Genomic DNA, 14,725 nt, shown 5'->3' with positions numbered 1-14,725 from the left:
TCCTATTTGCTCTGCTGACGGTAATCGCCGGCCCGCGGATCGAATCCGGTCCAACCGCCAGCTTCGTAGTCGTTCCGCCGTTCGCCGATGTCCACCGACCTGGAATCGTGGAGGATCGCTTGTGCTTGCGGAGCGAGGTCATCTTCGACGCGAGCGGTAAGCAGAGTGCCGCCCCGGCGAATGCCTTCGGCATAGACATGGGCGTCGCCCTCCGACACGCCGCCGTCGGTCAGACTGCCGATGATGCCGCCGGCCGCTCCACCGACAACTGCGCCCGCGGCCGCGCCCGCGGCTGTCGCCGCCAGCCAGCCAGCCGCCACGACCGGACCGACGCCAGGTATTGCTATGGCGCCGAGGCCCGTCGCCAAGCCGCCGGCGCCGCCCACGACCGCCCCGATCCCGGCTCCACTGGCTGCATCTTCGGCGGCCGCGGAAGAATGCCGGCCGTCGGCATTGTTGGCGATGATGCTGAGATCGCTCGGCGGTACGCCCATGGACTCCAGCTCGCCCACGGCATCGGCGGCATCGTCATAATCGTCGAACAGTGCGGTGATCGTCTGCATTTTGATGTCTCCTATCGATTACTATCGGCCGGCAAAGGTTTGCGCGTTATCGGCTGCGACCGCCGGAAAAAACGAGGAGGTCGCAGCGACGGCTAATGGCGCGAGAAGTGTCCGCATGTTCATGGCTTCCAGCTCCTGTGCTCGATGGGCCGGAGCCGAACAAGCGACTCAGGGCTTTGTTCCAGTCCGAGCCTGTCGATTTTCAGATGGCGTCTGCCGGAAATGTGATCCGAAGGCCGCGTTCCACGACAAGCCCACCTCAGAGGTTCTTGCTCGCCGCAGTCGCTTGGACGGAACGGCCTTTCCTGCTGCGGTTTGGTAAAGAGGTCGCTCTCGGCAAAGAGACAGCGCGCATACCGGCGGCTCAAACGAACTGGCCGGTACCGTCTGCGATTTCCTTCGGCCGTTTGGCTCAGGGTGCCGCAACGGCCGGACATGGTCGCCAAGGCGATCCCGCCGGGCGCGTAAGCGGCTGACCACGCAGGCCGCCTACTCCCTTGGACAGGAACATTTGCAGCCCTTATCGGTTAGCTCAAGACCAGCGATACGTTGCTGGAGAAACCACCTTCGACAGGAAGGGAAACGCCATGTTCGGCTCCGATTTATGGCTGTTCGTTGTTGCCGGCGGTCCGCTGATCCTTCTCATTGCGATCATCTACGTGCTTTTCACCCGCCGTCACAGAGGCCCAGTCGAACGGCGCGAGAGCGACCGCGCGACCGAGCGCTTGTACCGCGAGCAAAAGGACTAGCGCACCAGCCAAGCTGTCGCGCCCAAGTCGTTGTTTTCACGCGATTTCGGCAACGCTCCGCGCGCGGCGCGGCTTGCCTGATCTCCGGACGGTGTTGCCGGGCCCATTTCGCAAGCTCCGACAGCGGAACAAGCGGGCCCCGCGGCTGTTATCGAAAGGTCCGAAATCGGAGCAGCAGTTGATGACCAACGACGAGTTGCCGGGTCTGCCAGCATCGCTCCCCGTGATCGACGCGAAAGCCGAGCCAACGCTGAGAAGCGCCGCGGCGGAGGCGTTCTACACCCATGCGATCCGCGAGCTCGCCGCTACCGACATTCCTTTCCTGGTCGCCGGGACCTACGCGGTGAGCGCCTATACGGGCGTGGTTCGGCAAACCAAGGATCTGGATATCTTCTGCAAGGCCGGAGACTGCGCGCGCATACTCGAGCATTTCAAGAACATCGGCTATGCGGTCGAGATCCGGGACGACCGCTGGCTCGGGAAGGTCTTCGAGGGCAAGCATTTCTTCGATGTGATCTTCGCCTCGGCCAACGGCACGATGCAGGTCAAGGATCAGTGGCTGGAGCATGCCCGCCAAGTCGAGCTGCTGGGCAGCCGGGTTCGGATCATCGGCCCAACGGAGCTCATCTGGTCGAAATGCTTCATCCAGGACAGAGGACGCCACGACGGCGCCGACATCGCCCACACCATCCTCAAGGCGCACGATCAGATCGACTGGCAAAGGCTGCTCGCCTATCTCGATGTCCATTGGGAAGTGCTGCTGATGCAGGTTCTCAACTTCCGGTGGATCTATCCCAGCGAACGGGACCGCATCCCAGACTGGCTGCTCGACGAACTGCTGGGCCGGCTTGCGCGACAACGGCAGCTGCCGTCGCCCAAAATGAAGATCTGCCGCGGCCGCCTGCTGTCGCAGGTCGACTATGAGATCGACGTCAAGGAATGGGGGTTTGCCGGCGTCGGGGGCGTTGGAGAGATGCGCGATGCCTGAACCAGCCACATCAACGAAATCAAACGGCAATGTCATCAAGGTCGCCGCCATGGGCGACCTGCATGTCCAGGAAGATGCCCAGACCTCGTACCGCGACCTGTTCGGCGAGATATCGCGCGAGGCCGACGTCCTGGTCCTTACAGGCGATCTCACCAATCTCGGAAAACCGCGTGAGGCGGAACTTCTTGCCGAGGATCTGCGCGCATGCTCGATTCCCGTGGTCGCGGTTCTCGGCAACCATGACTACGAATCCGGTTGCGTCGAGCAGATCGCTGCAACGCTCCGCCAGGCGGGGGTCCATCTCCTCGATGGCCAGGCGATCGAACTGAACGATGTCGGCTTCGTCGGCGTGAAGGGTTTTGTCGGCGGCTTCGGTCGAAGGATGCTGGGCTCCTTCGGCGAGCCGGCCATCAAGGCGATGGTGGCCGAAAGCGTCAACGAGGCAATGCGGCTCGAGAATGCTATGCGGCAGGTGCGCGCCAAGCGCACGCTCGTGGTGCTCCACTATGCGCCGGTCCCGGAGACCGTGGCGGGAGAGCCTCCGGAAATCTTTCCGTTCCTCGGCTCCTCGCGGCTGGCCGAAACCATCGATCGCTTCAAGGTAAGCGCCGTGGTGCATGGCCATGCCCATCGCGGCTCGTATGAAGGCCGGACCCCTGGTGGGGCCAGCGTCTACAACGTCGCCATGCATATCGCGAAGCCGACCGGCCGTCCTTACGCGCTGCTCGAAATCTGAGGCGCAGCGCTGCCTGCCGCTTCGGAACCATGCCGGCAGCGATGAGTTGTGCAGGAGACCAACGGAACCAACTTCGATGCCTGACCCCAGACAACCGGATCCCGATCGCGACACGCCGATGCCGGCGCCCAGCTGGAAACCGGAGCCGGTCAGGAAGCCGGAGCGGCACGGGCTGCCGGACGAGGCGCCGCGCCCGAATGCCGATGAAACCGACGATCCGCCGGCGCCTGCCGGGCGCATCCGGACGGAGTAAGCTCGATGGCTGCGCCTCGCGCGATCTGGAAAGGCTTCATGAAGGTCGGATCGGTTTCATGCGGCGTCAAGATCGTCGGCGCCACCAGCGAAGCGTCGAAAATCCATTTCAGGATATTGAACCGGAGGGACGGCCTGCCGGTGAAAAGCGCCTATGTGGATGAGGAGACCGGCGAACCGGTGGACGCCGAGGACCAAGTCAAGGGCTTCGAGACCGACAAGGAGGATTTCATCCAGATCGAGCCCGAGGAGATCAAGGCGCTGAAACTCACCTCCGAGCACACGCTGGAAATCGGCGAGTTCGTGCCGGTCGCAGACATCGACACGCGCTATCTCGAAAAGCCCTATTACCTCATTCCGGCGGAGGATGCTTCCGCAGAGGCGTTCAACGTCCTTCGGGAGGCCATGAAGAACAAACGGGTGGCGGCGCGATCCTGTGTCGTCCTTTACCAGCGCGGACGCGAGGTTCTCATCCAGCCCTTCGGCAAGGGAATGCTTCTCACCGAGCTGCGGGACCGCAATGAGATGGTTTCGGAGGCGACGGTGTTCGAAGGGCTGAAGAAGCAGGACTACGAGGCGGACCTGCTCGAGATCGCCGGCCTGCTGATCGACAAGAAGGCGACGAAGTTCGATCCTTCGAAATTCGAGGATACATACGAGAACGCGCTGATCGCCATGATCGAGGCCAAGCGCAAAGGCAAGAAGCTGCCCAAGGCGGCGCCGAAACCGCGTGAGAACGTCATCAATCTGGCCGACGTTCTGCGCAAGAGCCTTGCCAAGGAGGGCATCGCCGCGAAAGGCGCGAAGCAAGGCAAACGCAAGTCAGCTTGACGCCAAGAAAGGCCGCTCAGACCTCGTCGAACCGGCTTCCTTCCTTGGAGGGATCGCGCGCGAGGACCCGCTCCTCCTCGTCGTCCGGGAGTGCCTCGTCACTTTCCTGATAGGGATTGTCGTCTTCTTCTTCGGGGAGCGTTCCCTCCGCTTCTTCATCGTCCTGCGGGTCGCCGTTGACGGCGACGCTGTCGGGCAGGATCCGGCCGCCCTCAAGCGCGTCCCAGTCCTGCTGCTCGACTGCCGGAGCTTCGGTTTCGTCCTGATTTGCGGTGCGTTGCTTTTTACGCGGGTCCATCTCGTTCTCCAATGCTGCAAGCCTATCCGGCTCGCGGTTCGCTCAGTTGGAAAACCGCTCAGGCGATTGGTGGTTCCGCCCGTTGCAGCAAGTGGCGGCCGTTGTGGCGTCGCCTCTCCCTGGTAGGTGTCCTACGCGATCTGTTCGAACGTGCATTGGCGCGGCGCCTTGTCGGGCCGCCAGCGCACCAGCCTTGTTCCATGCCGGAATCGGTCGCCGGTGACATGGTCGAAGCGGACCTCCACGACCAATTCGGGCCGCACCGGCTCCCATTCTCCGCTGCGCTCGGTGCTCCAGCGGCTCGGGCCGCCGGGTGCCTTGCCGGTGAAGCCGAGCCCGCCGCGCAACGCTTCAAGCCTCTTGGTCAGCGCCGCTCGCTCGTCACTGGCGATGGTCGAGGTGAAGCCGACATGGTCGAGCTGGCCACGGTCGTTGTAGAGGCCAAGCAGCAGCGAGCCGATCTGGCGCTTGCCGCTCAGGTAGCGAAAGCCACCGACCACGCAGTCTGCTGTGCGCAGCCGCTTGACCTTGATCATGGTTCGCTCGCCCGGGCGATAGGGTTCGGCCAGTGCCTTGGCGACCACGCCATCGGTGGCACCTCGGCCGGCGCCGCGCAACCATCGTCTGGCGGTCGCGAGGCTCGTTGTGGCCGGCGAGAGCTTCAGCCCGGCGTTCTCTGCCCTGGCAACGAAGTCCTCGATCGCCCGGCGCCGATCGGGCAAGGGCAAATCGAGCAACATCTCGCCTCCCGGGGCAGCCAGTGCATCGAACAGGATCAACCGCGCCGGTGTTTCCGCGCTCAGCTTGCGGATACGGCTCTCGGCCGGATGAAGGCGCATCTGCAGCGCGTCGAAGGAGACGCGCCCGTCGATCTCGATCACGATCTCGCCGTCCACGACGAATTGCCTTGCGGCGAGGTCGCGCAGCATCGTGATCAGTTCGGGAAAATAGCGGCCGAGCGGCTTGCCGGATTTGGCGCGAAGCTCGACGGCGTCGCGGCCCTTGAAGGCCAGGCAGCGAAACCCGTCCCATTTGGGTTCGTACTGCCAGGGACCCTCAGGCAACGCGTCCGCGGTCCGCGCCTCCATCGGCGGCGTATCCAAAGACAGCGGAAACTCGGGGCTCGATATCGCCGGTTGGGACGTGGTCCTGGAGGTCTCCATCTCGGTAGAACGTTCGACCACACCTGTAGTTTCCGGTCGGCGGGAACGAGTTGCACGGCGAGGCGTTGCCTCACCAAAGTTCTGAAACCAAATGTCGAGCTTTGACCGCGCCGGGCACTTCTTCACCAGAGCGAACATGAACTTCCGACAGGAAATCCGATGTCGGCTTCCGGCTTGAGCTATGGTCCTCTGGGCGAGCGCTGCGCGCATCTATGCGTCGACATGCAGAAATTGTTCGCGGAACCTTCGGAATGGGCCACGCCGTGGATCACCCGCGTCCTTCCGAGGATCGTCAGCCTCGTCGAATGGAAAGCCGAGCAGACCCTTTTCACGCGCTTCGTGCCGGCTGAAAAGCCTGGCCTGGGTGCCGGCACCTGGAGGCGCTACTATGAGCGCTGGGCGTCGATGACGATCGAAAATGTCGGGCGAGAAATGGTCGGGTTGCTGCCGCCGCTGTCATCCTTCTGTCCGCCGGCGCAGGTGATCGACAAGCATGTTTATTCGCCCTGGCCGGAGGGCAGACTACAGACGGCACTTGCCGCGCGCAGCATCGACACCCTGGTGGTCACGGGAGGCGAAACCGATGTTTGCGTGCTCGCAACCGTCCTGGGGGCGATCGACATCGGATATCGCGTGGTGCTGGTCACGGATGCGCTTTGCAGTTCATCGGACGCGACGCACGATGCCCTGATGACCGTCTACCATCAGCGCTTCGCGCAACAGGTCGAGACCGTCGAGATGGAGACGGTCCTTTCGGCCTGGACCTGAACGTTATGGGACGATCCGCACCGGCTACAGCCGAAAGCGACCGATCAACTGCTGTTTGACGGGAACCGCAATGTTTCTCCGAAATTGCGCAGGCAGGGAGTGTGTAGATGCCTAAACCAGCGAAACGGGAAAAAGCTCGCAAGCCAAATCCGGCTGACCCCAACCCAAAGCAAAAGCCGCCGAGGGACACGCGCGAAAACCCGACACGGAATCCGGATGGTCCTGGCGAATTGCCGGACACGGCCACGCGAGAAGAAGTCGAGACAGTCAGGCCTAACCTGAAACGCTAGTACCGGTAGGCGTGATTTCCGAGGCACGACGCATTGATGTTGTGGAGATAGGCCGCGCGAAGATTGACCTTGCCGGCCCGACAAGACTGCGATTGCCGGCCAAAAAAGAAACCCCGGCTGCAGTGGTTGGGTGGGGGGCACCGCAGCCGAGGTCAATGTTTTTCTCAGAACTGTGGCGCCGTTTGCTCCAAACCGCAAATCTCGCTCTTAAGGTCGAGACAGGCTTGCGCGCAGCTTTGAGGAGCATAATTCCTGTTTAGCAACTTAAGGTTGTCATCCTTTCGGTCATATTAGCCACCTAAGATATAATTACCAAATTGTTAACCAGGATTAATGCGCCTTTTCCACAGCATCGTAGTATGCGTTTGAGGCTGGATTACCTCAATGGAGCGGGGATCCCATACGTCCGTGGGTTGGGCCGGCGTATGCACTACTCCTTGAATCTATTCCTCACTTAGCAGCTAGTCGCCCGACACAACGGTAAACGAGCGTAACAGTTCATGCCGCTGACAAGCCCTGCGTGGGAGTCAAAACAAAAAGGGGAGAGAGCAAAGTCGGCGGCGGAGAGGAGTAAATAAGGCGATGGGACATCTTCAAATTTCCGAGTCTTGGAAGGATGCGACGGGGTCGTTGCAGAACGGGCATCTGACGGACGTGAACGGGCTCGGCACGTCTGATCTCGAAGAAGGACACCCGACCGAAGGTCTGGTGGTAATTGTGGACAAGCGGGCACTCGAGCGCGAATGTCTTGCTCGAGGCCTTATCGAACATAATCCGGCTTTGCGCGTCAGCGCCGTAGGATCTCTTGATGAGATTCAGCACGTCGCCGGCGGGGCGGAGGCTTCCGCGATCCTCGTTATTCTCGGCGCCAGAAAGGTGACCGACCAGAGCGTTCGGGCGGAACTTGTGCACCTCATCTCCGAGGTCGGCGCCGTACCCGTAATCGTCGTGGTGGATTCCGACGAGCCGGGGGAGATCCTTGCGGCTCTCGAATGCGGCGCCCGCGGCTACATTCCCACGAGCGTCAAGGTGAAGGTCGCTGCCGAGGCCATCGGTCTCGCCCGCGCCGGAGGAATCTTCGTGCCCGCCAGCTGCGTGCTGGCGCTTCGCGAGATCATCCATTCGACGGCAAATGGCGCCCGTCCGCTCGCCGGAATGTTCACCTCGCGCGAGGCCGCGGTCGTGGAAGCGCTCAGGAAAGGCAAGGCCAACAAGATCATTGCCTACGAGCTCAACCTCTGCGAGAGCACGGTCAAGGTCCATATCCGCAACATCATGAAAAAACTGAAAGCCACGAACCGCACTGAGGTGGCCTACAAGCTTAGACAGATGATGCTTTGAAGGCTGCCCAGGCCTGGTGCCTGGCAATAGAACGACGCGCACGCCGATCCTCGACGTGGAGGCGGACCTATTTCAGGTCCGCCTCCCTTCGAGATTCAAGAGTAGGACCGTGCCTGCAGGTCTTGAAACGGATGCGCTCAGGCCGATGCTCAGGCATGTTCCCGGTCGAGCATCTCGAATCCTGCCTTCACGAGAAATCCAACACTGTCGCGGCCCAACTCCGCACCGCGATATGCTGCTTCGGCAGCCTTCAGGCCTCCCGTCAGTCTGCGGATCACCGGAGCCGCTCCGAGTATCTCGAGCGGCAGGCCCAGCTCGCCGCGGTTGGGGCGCTTCGGCGGCCATACCCTCAGGCCGAAATAGCTGGCGGCCGAGCGGTCGATCCCGCCGCTGAACTGCACCAGCAGCGCCTGGCGCGTTCTCCTGGCGATGCGGCCCAGGCTGTTGATGTCCATCGGTGGTTTGGCTGAGGGCCGCATAGCGACGATGATCACCTCCCATGCATCATCGGTCAGCAGAACCGGATGGGAAAAAACACCAACTCTTGCTCCACGTTCGGCGAGCATACGCTCGAGGAATGGTGCGCAGGGCGTGTCGCAGACGACGGCGAATCTCGAGGCACGCTGATCGACGCCGGCATCCTCGAGTAAGACCCGGCATAAGCGCGCGAATTCCGGCATCAGGTCTATGGCCGGGTGACCGAGATTTGGAGCAGCAACCTTGATGCCGGCCTCGTCACAGGCATCGAAGTCCAATACGCCTTGCCGAAGCTCCCAAGGCTCGGCCATGAGCGAAACGACCGCATGAGAGGGCAAGAGCTCGATGAGCGATCTCGAAATCGGTCCGACCTGGGGACAATTGGTGATGAGGTCGACCTCCTGCCATTTGCGGCTTTCGATGCGATTCGTCACTTCCACGCGTTCGGCGACCTTGGCGTATTCGGCAAATGCCAACGTCGCGTCCGCGGCCGCCGCCAGGCTCGGATGTCTGGAGGATACGCGGGTGAGTGCAACGACACGGTCCGCATTGGCGAGCGCCGCGGCTGTCGCAGTCACCGCCTGATAGCCCGTCGCCGCGCCAACCACCACAGTGAGGCCGGAGAGATCAAGATCGAGCAAAGCTATCTGCTTGCGGACGACGGCAAGTGCTTCCGTATGGTCGACCTCCAGAACATGACGAGTGCCCGGTCTTGCGGGGAAGTCACCGGACGAAGGCTTCGGAATGGGCGTCACGTTGCGTGCTCCACTGACAGGCTGGCAGGCATTCTTTCGACGCGGAGATCTGTCTCGTCGAATCTCGTCGCATGCGCGCGCATGGTTTTCAGGCATTGCCAGACGGCTGCCGGCTCGCCCATCCGGCACCAGTGGCTCCAGACATTCTCTCGGCATCCTCGCCATCAGAGCTAGGGCCTGAATTCAGTCGGCGGTCTGGATCGCCCCTAGCCGGACCAGTTGCATTTCGTCGATCACGAATACAGTCGAACTTGCCCGAACTGCTACTGCAGAAAATGGGTGCCAGTGTTACGCCGTTTGATCAGAAGGCTTATCGACACCGCGCCGGCAATACGCGTTCAGGCTAAGAGGCTAACCGGCGCCAGATCGGGCGCTACCTCCTTTGCGGTTCTTGCCGGGAATGATCCGCCGCGTGAAGTTGAGCGCTAAAATCAGCCGTTTCCTTGGCGAAGCTCATGACAATCAGCGCATTCGACACGAACCCCCGCAGACCCGGAATAGGCGTCGGTCAAAACCATCGTCCGCTTGGGGGGCGGCGCAAGAGGATCATGGACGTCGCCGTCGCATCGATCGCGCTTGTGCTTGCCGCTCCGATAATGCTTGTGGTTGCCCTCTTGATTTTGGCGACCGACGGCGGACCGGCGATATTCTCTCACACCCGGGTCGGCTTCAACGGCAGGCGTTTCGCCTGCTACAAATTCAGGACCATGGTTGCCAACTCCCAGCAGGTTCTGGCCGACTATCTTGCGAGCAATCCCGAAGCTGCCAAGGAGTGGGAGCAGAATTTGAAATTCAAGAATGATCCGCGGGTCACCTTCCTGGGGCACATTCTCAGAAAGTCGAGCCTGGATGAGTTGCCTCAACTCATCAACGTGCTGCGCGGCGACATGAGTTGCGTCGGTCCTCGGCCGGTCGTCCCCGACGAACTGCAACGTTACGGCGCCTGCGCGATCGATTATCTTCGAACCCGGCCCGGGCTGACCGGCGCGTGGCAAGTGACGGGCAGAGACGCAATCGACTATCCCAGCCGTGTCTCCCTCGACAGCCGGTACGTGCGAAACTGGTCCATATGGGCTGACGTCGTCATTCTCGTTCGGACGGTCTTCGCCGTGATGAGATTCGATCATGCGTCCTGACTGCCGAGGAAGGCAGCGAGCATTGACGGCATCGCCGCTTTAAAAAAGTCCGGCGTCAGCGACGAAATGGCAGCCGCAGTCCGTCAATGCTCATCGGTCACGGCGCGACGCCACACGATGCCGAGGAAGACGCCGAGCAGGTAGGCGCCCTGCAGCGTGACAACGAAAAGCAGGATCGAAAGCAGACGGTCCCAGGCAAACAGGCTGCCGATGCCGCCTGCAATGGCGCTGAACACCACAATCACCGCGGTCATGACGATGAGCGCCGGCGCGCGAACACGAAATCCGAGCAAAATGCCGATCACGCCGACGGCGACAAGACCCCAAAGCACGGCGATCTCCTACGGTGTGAAAGACTCGGTGTGCCGCGCCCAAGTCTCCCACATATGCAAATCCGCACCAACACCGAATCCCCGCCGCGGCTAGACGGGATCTCGACCAGGCAAACTGGAATCGCAGCACCACCAGCCCTTGCACAAAAGGCGTAGGACACCTTGTCCCAATGACGCGTTTTCGCTCATTTCCTTGTCATCCCGCTGCGCCTACGCTGCTTATGAAATAGGTACGCGGAGTATTCACCCGCGGTGCGGCAGCGCGCCTTGAATCACCGTCCTGGAGTGAACGTTGTGTCTCTATTTCTTGGCGTTGCCGTTCAGGACACAGGGGCACCGGACGCAGCCTGGCGAGGCAAGAGCGCGTCGGCCCGCGGTTGTTGCATAGCATTTTCAGCGTGACGTCCATCGATGCTGCAGGCTTCCATCCTTTTGCTGATCGTGTCGATATGGTTCCCTGGCGCCACGCGGATTGCCGGAACCGATGGCTCGATTTCCTTTTTGCTCGCTTTGTTCTGCGGCCTGGTAAGCCTCGTTCCCTACGCCGAAGCGACAAAACGTCTGCATCGCACCGACACGGCCCTGGCGGCTGCTGTGCTGACAACATCTGCCCTCATCATGGTTCTATCGCTGCTGTCGGCGCTACACGCGGACAATCCGGTCAGGACCATGCGCGCTGTCTTCGCCCAGGTGTTTGGTTTCGCCACTATCCCGACCATTGCATTGATCGCCGCGAGGCCTAGGAGTTTTGAGGCAATCGACAGGATTGGGATGACCATGGCCATCATGGTTGCTGTTACATCCTGCCTTGTCGTTATTGGCCTCGGCGATGCTCGATTCGCCGATCGGGCGGAAGGCTATTTCAAGCATGCAAACCAGCTCGGAATTGCCTTGTCGGCCGGTCTGCCGCTTGTCGCCGCGAAGCTGGTCGCTTCTCGAAGGCACCGAATCCTCCTTTCGGTTTGCCTCCTCGCGGGGTTGCTGGGTTTGGTCAAATCGGGATCCAAGACGAATTTCGTTCTTGGGGTCGTCGGTCTCGGCACGTTCTACGGGCTATACTGCATCTATCTGGTGATAAGGAAGCAGCGTCCGGTAACAGTGATCGCGGCGACCGTTACGGCTCCGATATTGTTCCAGGCTAGCTTCATGATGTTGCAGTTCCTGAACCCACGGGCCTACAAGCTGCTGTCGCTTCAGCTCTCCGGCGGGGAGGCACATTCGATCGTTTCGCGGCAACGACTGTGGTCGATATCAATCGATCTGGGCCTGTCACATCCGTTCATGGGCGTGGGCGCAGGGCAATGGGTGGGCGACATCGCTCCGCACAGCCACAACCTGTTCATCGATTATTTTAGAACGCTGGGAGTGCCCGGCCTCGCCTTGGTGGTGATCATGGTTCTGCTGGTGGTGGGTTATCTGATCAGCGCCGTTCTTCACACATTGGTCGACAGGGGCAGGAGCGAACAAGCGACCGAAGTGAATGTCATGGTGCTCGGAACATCGGTCGCCGTATGGAACTACTTGGTCGCCAACCAGATGAGCGATTCCTTCGGGCCGTCAACCGCGGCCTTCTTCTGGCTGCCGCTCGCTTTGCTCATAGTCTACCGCGGCATGCAGCGATCGCTGCAGACCGGCCTTGCCAAGACACCGAGGTTGTATGTCGGGACCGGGTCTCAGCTGCTTGAAGTTGAGTATGCCCCTCGCACATCGCCTTGACTTCATTGGCGTTCCAAGAGTTCATCGTACCACCCGAAATCCAATGACTTCGCACACCGTTGGTGACCTGGCGGCAAGTCTCCCGCCAAGCGTCGAAGCACGCGCGCTGCGGACAGACATTCGATTTGTCGAATTCTTTGGTCTGCCCGGGGTCGGAAAGACAACCACCTCCGGCCTGCTGGCGAACAGCCTGCGACGGTGCGGCCTGCTGGAAGGCGACGTGCGAGTGGCGTGGGAAGGAAGAACATTCATCGAGAGGCAGATACACAGAATGGGCGTTGTCGCCCCTCGGCTGCTAGATCGTGAGTTTCGCTCGTTGCTTGCTCGAATTGCCCGTTTCGTCATCGAAAGCAGGCAAGTGTCGCGCCTTGATGCCATCAGGCTTGTCTGGAATCTTATCAGCCTGGTCGCATTTATCCAGCATGAGAGGGCAAGGAGAAATTCAATAATCATAATGGATCAGGGGTTGCTGCAGGGATTCTGGTCCATATTGCTGAAGAGCAGATGCAGAAAAACATCCGAGAATTGGCTGGATATGCTTTCTGCCGTCGGATTGCATGACATGGTTTTTGTCCACCTGCGCAGCGAGACCGGCATCGCCAGAGACCGGCTCCTGACCAGGGGGGATCGCTCCTCGCGGCTGCAACGGACATCTCCGGACAGCGATCCCGACCTTTGGTCTGCGGCGGATCGGGCTTGCCGCGAAATGGCGGCCGCTCTTGAGCGGGGAATGGGAACGGAAGATCGCATGGGCGTGCTGGCGGCTATCGAGATCGAAAGGCTTGCTTCGCCCGAGGCCGTGGCCTCGAGAGCTCTCGAGGCGGTCCGTTCGGCCTGTCTCGACCGTCATCGGCAATTCGCTTCTTCAGGTCAATGAGGATGAGGATGGACCGCCGTTCATTCATGGGTCTTGCTGGGCTGTCTCCCGTGTTCGCCCTGTTGCCGGGCACGTACCAGGCGGAGGGCGGGCAGATGCCGGAGGGCAAGCAGCTCGTTCTGACGGGCGAGCATGGCTACGAACAACAAATGTTTCGGGATCTCGAAGCCGGGGCGACAATCGATGCCCGGAATGCTTCCTTCACAGTCGCCAACAGCAGAAATCCTGAGCCCAGCGCGATGATGGGCTGCGACGAAGGAAACCTGCCAGTCAATCGCTACCCGGTGGTCATCCGCAACTGTCCGGGCGTTCATTTCATCGGAGGGCGCTTCGACGGCCAGGTGCCGCTGACCTCCGATTGGCGCGACACCTACTGCAACAGCGCGGCTCTGCTTGTCAGGGACGGAACCGCCAATGCGACAATAGAAGGTGTCCGCGCGCGGCGCTGCTGGGATGGCGTGCGTTTCGCGGCGCGGGCCGACGGCTTTCACCTGAAAGGCTGCTGGCTCAGCGAAATCAGGGATGATGCGGTGGAGAATGACTACCTGCTCAGCGGCATTGTCGAGGATTGCCTGTTCGACGGCTGTTTTTCGGGGATCAGCGTGGATCCTGCCTCAAACGAGCGGGATGGGACACGGGAGACAGTGCGGATCGATCGAACCCTCATTCGCATGCACCCGTTTCTCTCCAAGGACGAAATCACACATCAGGCGCCGATCAAGGCCGTCGATCAGTCACCCAGGCTGAGGATAACGGGATCGGTTTTCGCATTGGCTTCGGTGAACATGCGTGGACTCCGTCGCCTGGAAAGAACCTGGGGGCTGGCTATCGAAAGCCGGGACAATGTGCTGCTGTGGCTGCCCGACGAACCAATTCCTTCGGAATTGCCGCTGCCGCCATCCGGTTTCAAGGTGCTGACGGGCGCTGACGCGCGCGAATACTGGAACAAGGCGCATCTGCAATGGGTTGCGGCGCATCAGAACGTGGCCCGGTTCTCCGACGAAGCGCTGTGACAAGTCGCACTCGGGGGCAAACATTCGGTTGCTTAGCTGTGTTGGGCGAAGCTGTGTTGGGCGAAGTGAACTCCTGCCGAAAGGCTTGCCAATTCGCCCATTGAACGTACCTGTTTCGCAACGACAGGTTGGACCGCCGTCGCGTTCCGGCAGAGGGGGAGAGGACTACTCGATGAATCACGAGGCGGGTAACGGAACGGCGCCGCCAGGCTCCACCGCTCATATCCCGGCCACGTTTGTGACCCAGGGACGGCTGGCACGCGTCAGGGGGCAGAATATTCTGTTCAGTCCTTCCCAGCGGGCCATCTTCGCCGTTAACGATACTGCTGCCGAGATCTGGCGCTCCCTAGAAGAGGGCACATCGGCGCGGGGGGGGGGGGGGGGGGGGGGGGGGGGGGGGGGGGGGGGGGGGGGGGGGGGGGGGGGGGGGGGGGGGGGGG

The 14,725-nt window shown here is 61.3% G+C and carries 16 protein-coding genes; 11 read left to right on the top strand and 5 right to left on the bottom strand.

Annotation, left to right across the window (positions count from 1 at the left end):
* Positions 1 to 2: 2 nt before the first annotated feature.
* Positions 3 to 563, bottom strand: coding sequence for a hypothetical protein (locus tag CK221_RS23785; RefSeq protein WP_066992020.1), 561 nt, complete (start codon positions 561 to 563; stop codon positions 3 to 5).
* 587 nt (positions 564 to 1,150) lie between these two features.
* Between CK221_RS23785 and CK221_RS30395 the strand changes: the two genes are divergently transcribed.
* The 5 genes from CK221_RS30395 (at position 1,151) to CK221_RS23760 (ending at position 4,119) form a co-directional block, all read left to right on the top strand.
* Complete coding sequence (locus CK221_RS30395; protein WP_082953723.1) at positions 1,151 to 1,312, top strand: hypothetical protein; 162 nt, start codon at positions 1,151 to 1,153, stop codon at positions 1,310 to 1,312.
* 181 nt (positions 1,313 to 1,493) lie between these two features.
* A complete protein-coding gene (locus tag CK221_RS23775) occupies positions 1,494 to 2,300 on the top strand; it encodes a nucleotidyltransferase (RefSeq protein ID WP_067320790.1) in 807 nt (268 codons plus the stop codon).
* Positions 2,293 to 3,036, top strand: a complete 744-nt coding sequence (locus CK221_RS23770; protein WP_095779473.1) for a metallophosphoesterase — start codon at positions 2,293 to 2,295, stop codon at positions 3,034 to 3,036. Before CK221_RS23775 ends, CK221_RS23770 begins: the two co-directional genes overlap by 8 nt.
* Positions 3,037 to 3,112: 76 nt before the next feature.
* Complete coding sequence (locus CK221_RS30390; RefSeq protein WP_082980371.1) at positions 3,113 to 3,289, top strand: hypothetical protein; 177 nt, start codon at positions 3,113 to 3,115, stop codon at positions 3,287 to 3,289.
* Between the two features lie 5 nt (positions 3,290 to 3,294).
* Complete coding sequence (locus tag CK221_RS23760) at positions 3,295 to 4,119, top strand: Ku protein (RefSeq protein WP_095779472.1); 825 nt, start codon at positions 3,295 to 3,297, stop codon at positions 4,117 to 4,119.
* A 16-nt stretch (positions 4,120 to 4,135) separates the two neighbouring features.
* Here the strand turns inward: CK221_RS23760 and CK221_RS23755 are convergent, their stop codons facing one another.
* A complete protein-coding gene (locus CK221_RS23755; RefSeq protein WP_095779471.1) occupies positions 4,136 to 4,417 on the bottom strand; it encodes a hypothetical protein in 282 nt (93 codons plus the stop codon).
* Between the two features lie 131 nt (positions 4,418 to 4,548).
* Positions 4,549 to 5,580, bottom strand: a complete 1,032-nt coding sequence (locus CK221_RS23750; RefSeq protein WP_095779470.1) for an ATP-dependent DNA ligase — start codon at positions 5,578 to 5,580, stop codon at positions 4,549 to 4,551.
* Between the two features lie 159 nt (positions 5,581 to 5,739).
* On the opposite strand from CK221_RS23750, the gene CK221_RS23745 reads away from it, so the two are divergent.
* Both CK221_RS23745 and CK221_RS23740 read left to right on the top strand, forming a co-directional pair.
* On the top strand, positions 5,740 to 6,348 hold the full coding sequence (locus tag CK221_RS23745; protein WP_066992037.1) for a cysteine hydrolase family protein: 609 nt from the start codon (positions 5,740 to 5,742) through the stop codon (positions 6,346 to 6,348).
* Positions 6,349 to 7,220: 872 nt separating this feature from the next.
* Positions 7,221 to 7,979 (top strand): response regulator transcription factor, encoded by a 759-nt coding sequence (locus CK221_RS23740; RefSeq protein ID WP_067320656.1) that lies wholly within the window; start codon positions 7,221 to 7,223, stop codon positions 7,977 to 7,979.
* Positions 7,980 to 8,128: 149 nt separating this feature from the next.
* Here the strand turns inward: CK221_RS23740 and CK221_RS23735 are convergent, their stop codons facing one another.
* On the bottom strand, positions 8,129 to 9,211 hold the full coding sequence (locus CK221_RS23735; protein ID WP_095827585.1) for a hypothetical protein: 1,083 nt from the start codon (positions 9,209 to 9,211) through the stop codon (positions 8,129 to 8,131).
* A 548-nt stretch (positions 9,212 to 9,759) separates the two neighbouring features.
* Here CK221_RS23735 and CK221_RS23730 point away from each other — a divergent pair.
* Entirely contained in the window at positions 9,760 to 10,347 is a 588-nt protein-coding gene (locus tag CK221_RS23730; protein WP_170950320.1) for a sugar transferase, read from the top strand.
* 83 nt (positions 10,348 to 10,430) lie between these two features.
* Here CK221_RS23730 and CK221_RS23725 read toward each other — a convergent pair whose 3' ends face one another.
* On the bottom strand, positions 10,431 to 10,679 hold the full coding sequence (locus tag CK221_RS23725; protein WP_066992046.1) for a hypothetical protein: 249 nt from the start codon (positions 10,677 to 10,679) through the stop codon (positions 10,431 to 10,433).
* Positions 10,680 to 11,090: 411 nt separating this feature from the next.
* Between CK221_RS23725 and CK221_RS23720 the strand changes: the two genes are divergently transcribed.
* Genes CK221_RS23720 through CK221_RS23710 form a run of 3 tightly spaced genes read left to right on the top strand, consistent with a single transcriptional unit; the run spans position 11,091 to position 14,285 of the window.
* Positions 11,091 to 12,395 (top strand): O-antigen ligase family protein, encoded by a 1,305-nt coding sequence (locus CK221_RS23720; RefSeq protein WP_066992048.1) that lies wholly within the window; start codon positions 11,091 to 11,093, stop codon positions 12,393 to 12,395.
* Positions 12,396 to 12,438: 43 nt separating this feature from the next.
* Positions 12,439 to 13,272, top strand: a complete 834-nt coding sequence (locus CK221_RS23715) for a hypothetical protein (protein ID WP_095779468.1) — start codon at positions 12,439 to 12,441, stop codon at positions 13,270 to 13,272.
* 8 nt (positions 13,273 to 13,280) lie between these two features.
* On the top strand, positions 13,281 to 14,285 hold the full coding sequence (locus CK221_RS23710) for a hypothetical protein (RefSeq protein WP_095779554.1): 1,005 nt from the start codon (positions 13,281 to 13,283) through the stop codon (positions 14,283 to 14,285).
* Positions 14,286 to 14,725 lie beyond the last annotated feature (440 nt).

Origin of the sequence: Mesorhizobium sp. WSM3868 (assembly GCF_002294785.1) — a bacterium.
In the GTDB taxonomy this organism is placed as follows: domain Bacteria; phylum Pseudomonadota; class Alphaproteobacteria; order Rhizobiales; family Rhizobiaceae; genus Mesorhizobium.
This window is presented reverse-complemented; position numbering and strand designations above follow the sequence as displayed.

Excerpts from the sequence above, each read along its gene's own strand:
- CK221_RS23770 (WP_095779473.1), top strand. The coding sequence starts at position 2,293 with ATGCCTGAACCAGCCACATCAACGAAATCAAACGGCAATGTCATCAAG.
- CK221_RS30390 (WP_082980371.1), top strand. The coding sequence starts at position 3,113 with ATGCCTGACCCCAGACAACCGGATCCCGATCGCGACACGCCGATGCCG.
- CK221_RS23755 (WP_095779471.1), bottom strand. The coding sequence starts at position 4,417 with ATGGACCCGCGTAAAAAGCAACGCACCGCAAATCAGGACGAAACCGAA.
- CK221_RS23715 (WP_095779468.1), top strand. The coding sequence starts at position 12,439 with ATGACTTCGCACACCGTTGGTGACCTGGCGGCAAGTCTCCCGCCAAGC.
- CK221_RS23760 (WP_095779472.1), top strand. The coding sequence starts at position 3,295 with ATGGCTGCGCCTCGCGCGATCTGGAAAGGCTTCATGAAGGTCGGATCG.
- CK221_RS23720 (WP_066992048.1), top strand. The coding sequence starts at position 11,091 with ATGCTGCAGGCTTCCATCCTTTTGCTGATCGTGTCGATATGGTTCCCT.
- CK221_RS23785 (WP_066992020.1), bottom strand. The coding sequence starts at position 563 with ATGCAGACGATCACCGCACTGTTCGACGATTATGACGATGCCGCCGAT.
- CK221_RS23775 (WP_067320790.1), top strand. The coding sequence starts at position 1,494 with ATGACCAACGACGAGTTGCCGGGTCTGCCAGCATCGCTCCCCGTGATC.
- CK221_RS23745 (WP_066992037.1), top strand. The coding sequence starts at position 5,740 with ATGTCGGCTTCCGGCTTGAGCTATGGTCCTCTGGGCGAGCGCTGCGCG.
- CK221_RS23730 (WP_170950320.1), top strand. The coding sequence starts at position 9,760 with ATGGACGTCGCCGTCGCATCGATCGCGCTTGTGCTTGCCGCTCCGATA.
- CK221_RS23710 (WP_095779554.1), top strand. The coding sequence starts at position 13,281 with ATGGACCGCCGTTCATTCATGGGTCTTGCTGGGCTGTCTCCCGTGTTC.
- CK221_RS23750 (WP_095779470.1), bottom strand. The coding sequence starts at position 5,580 with ATGGAGACCTCCAGGACCACGTCCCAACCGGCGATATCGAGCCCCGAG.
- CK221_RS30395 (WP_082953723.1), top strand. The coding sequence starts at position 1,151 with ATGTTCGGCTCCGATTTATGGCTGTTCGTTGTTGCCGGCGGTCCGCTG.
- CK221_RS23740 (WP_067320656.1), top strand. The coding sequence starts at position 7,221 with ATGGGACATCTTCAAATTTCCGAGTCTTGGAAGGATGCGACGGGGTCG.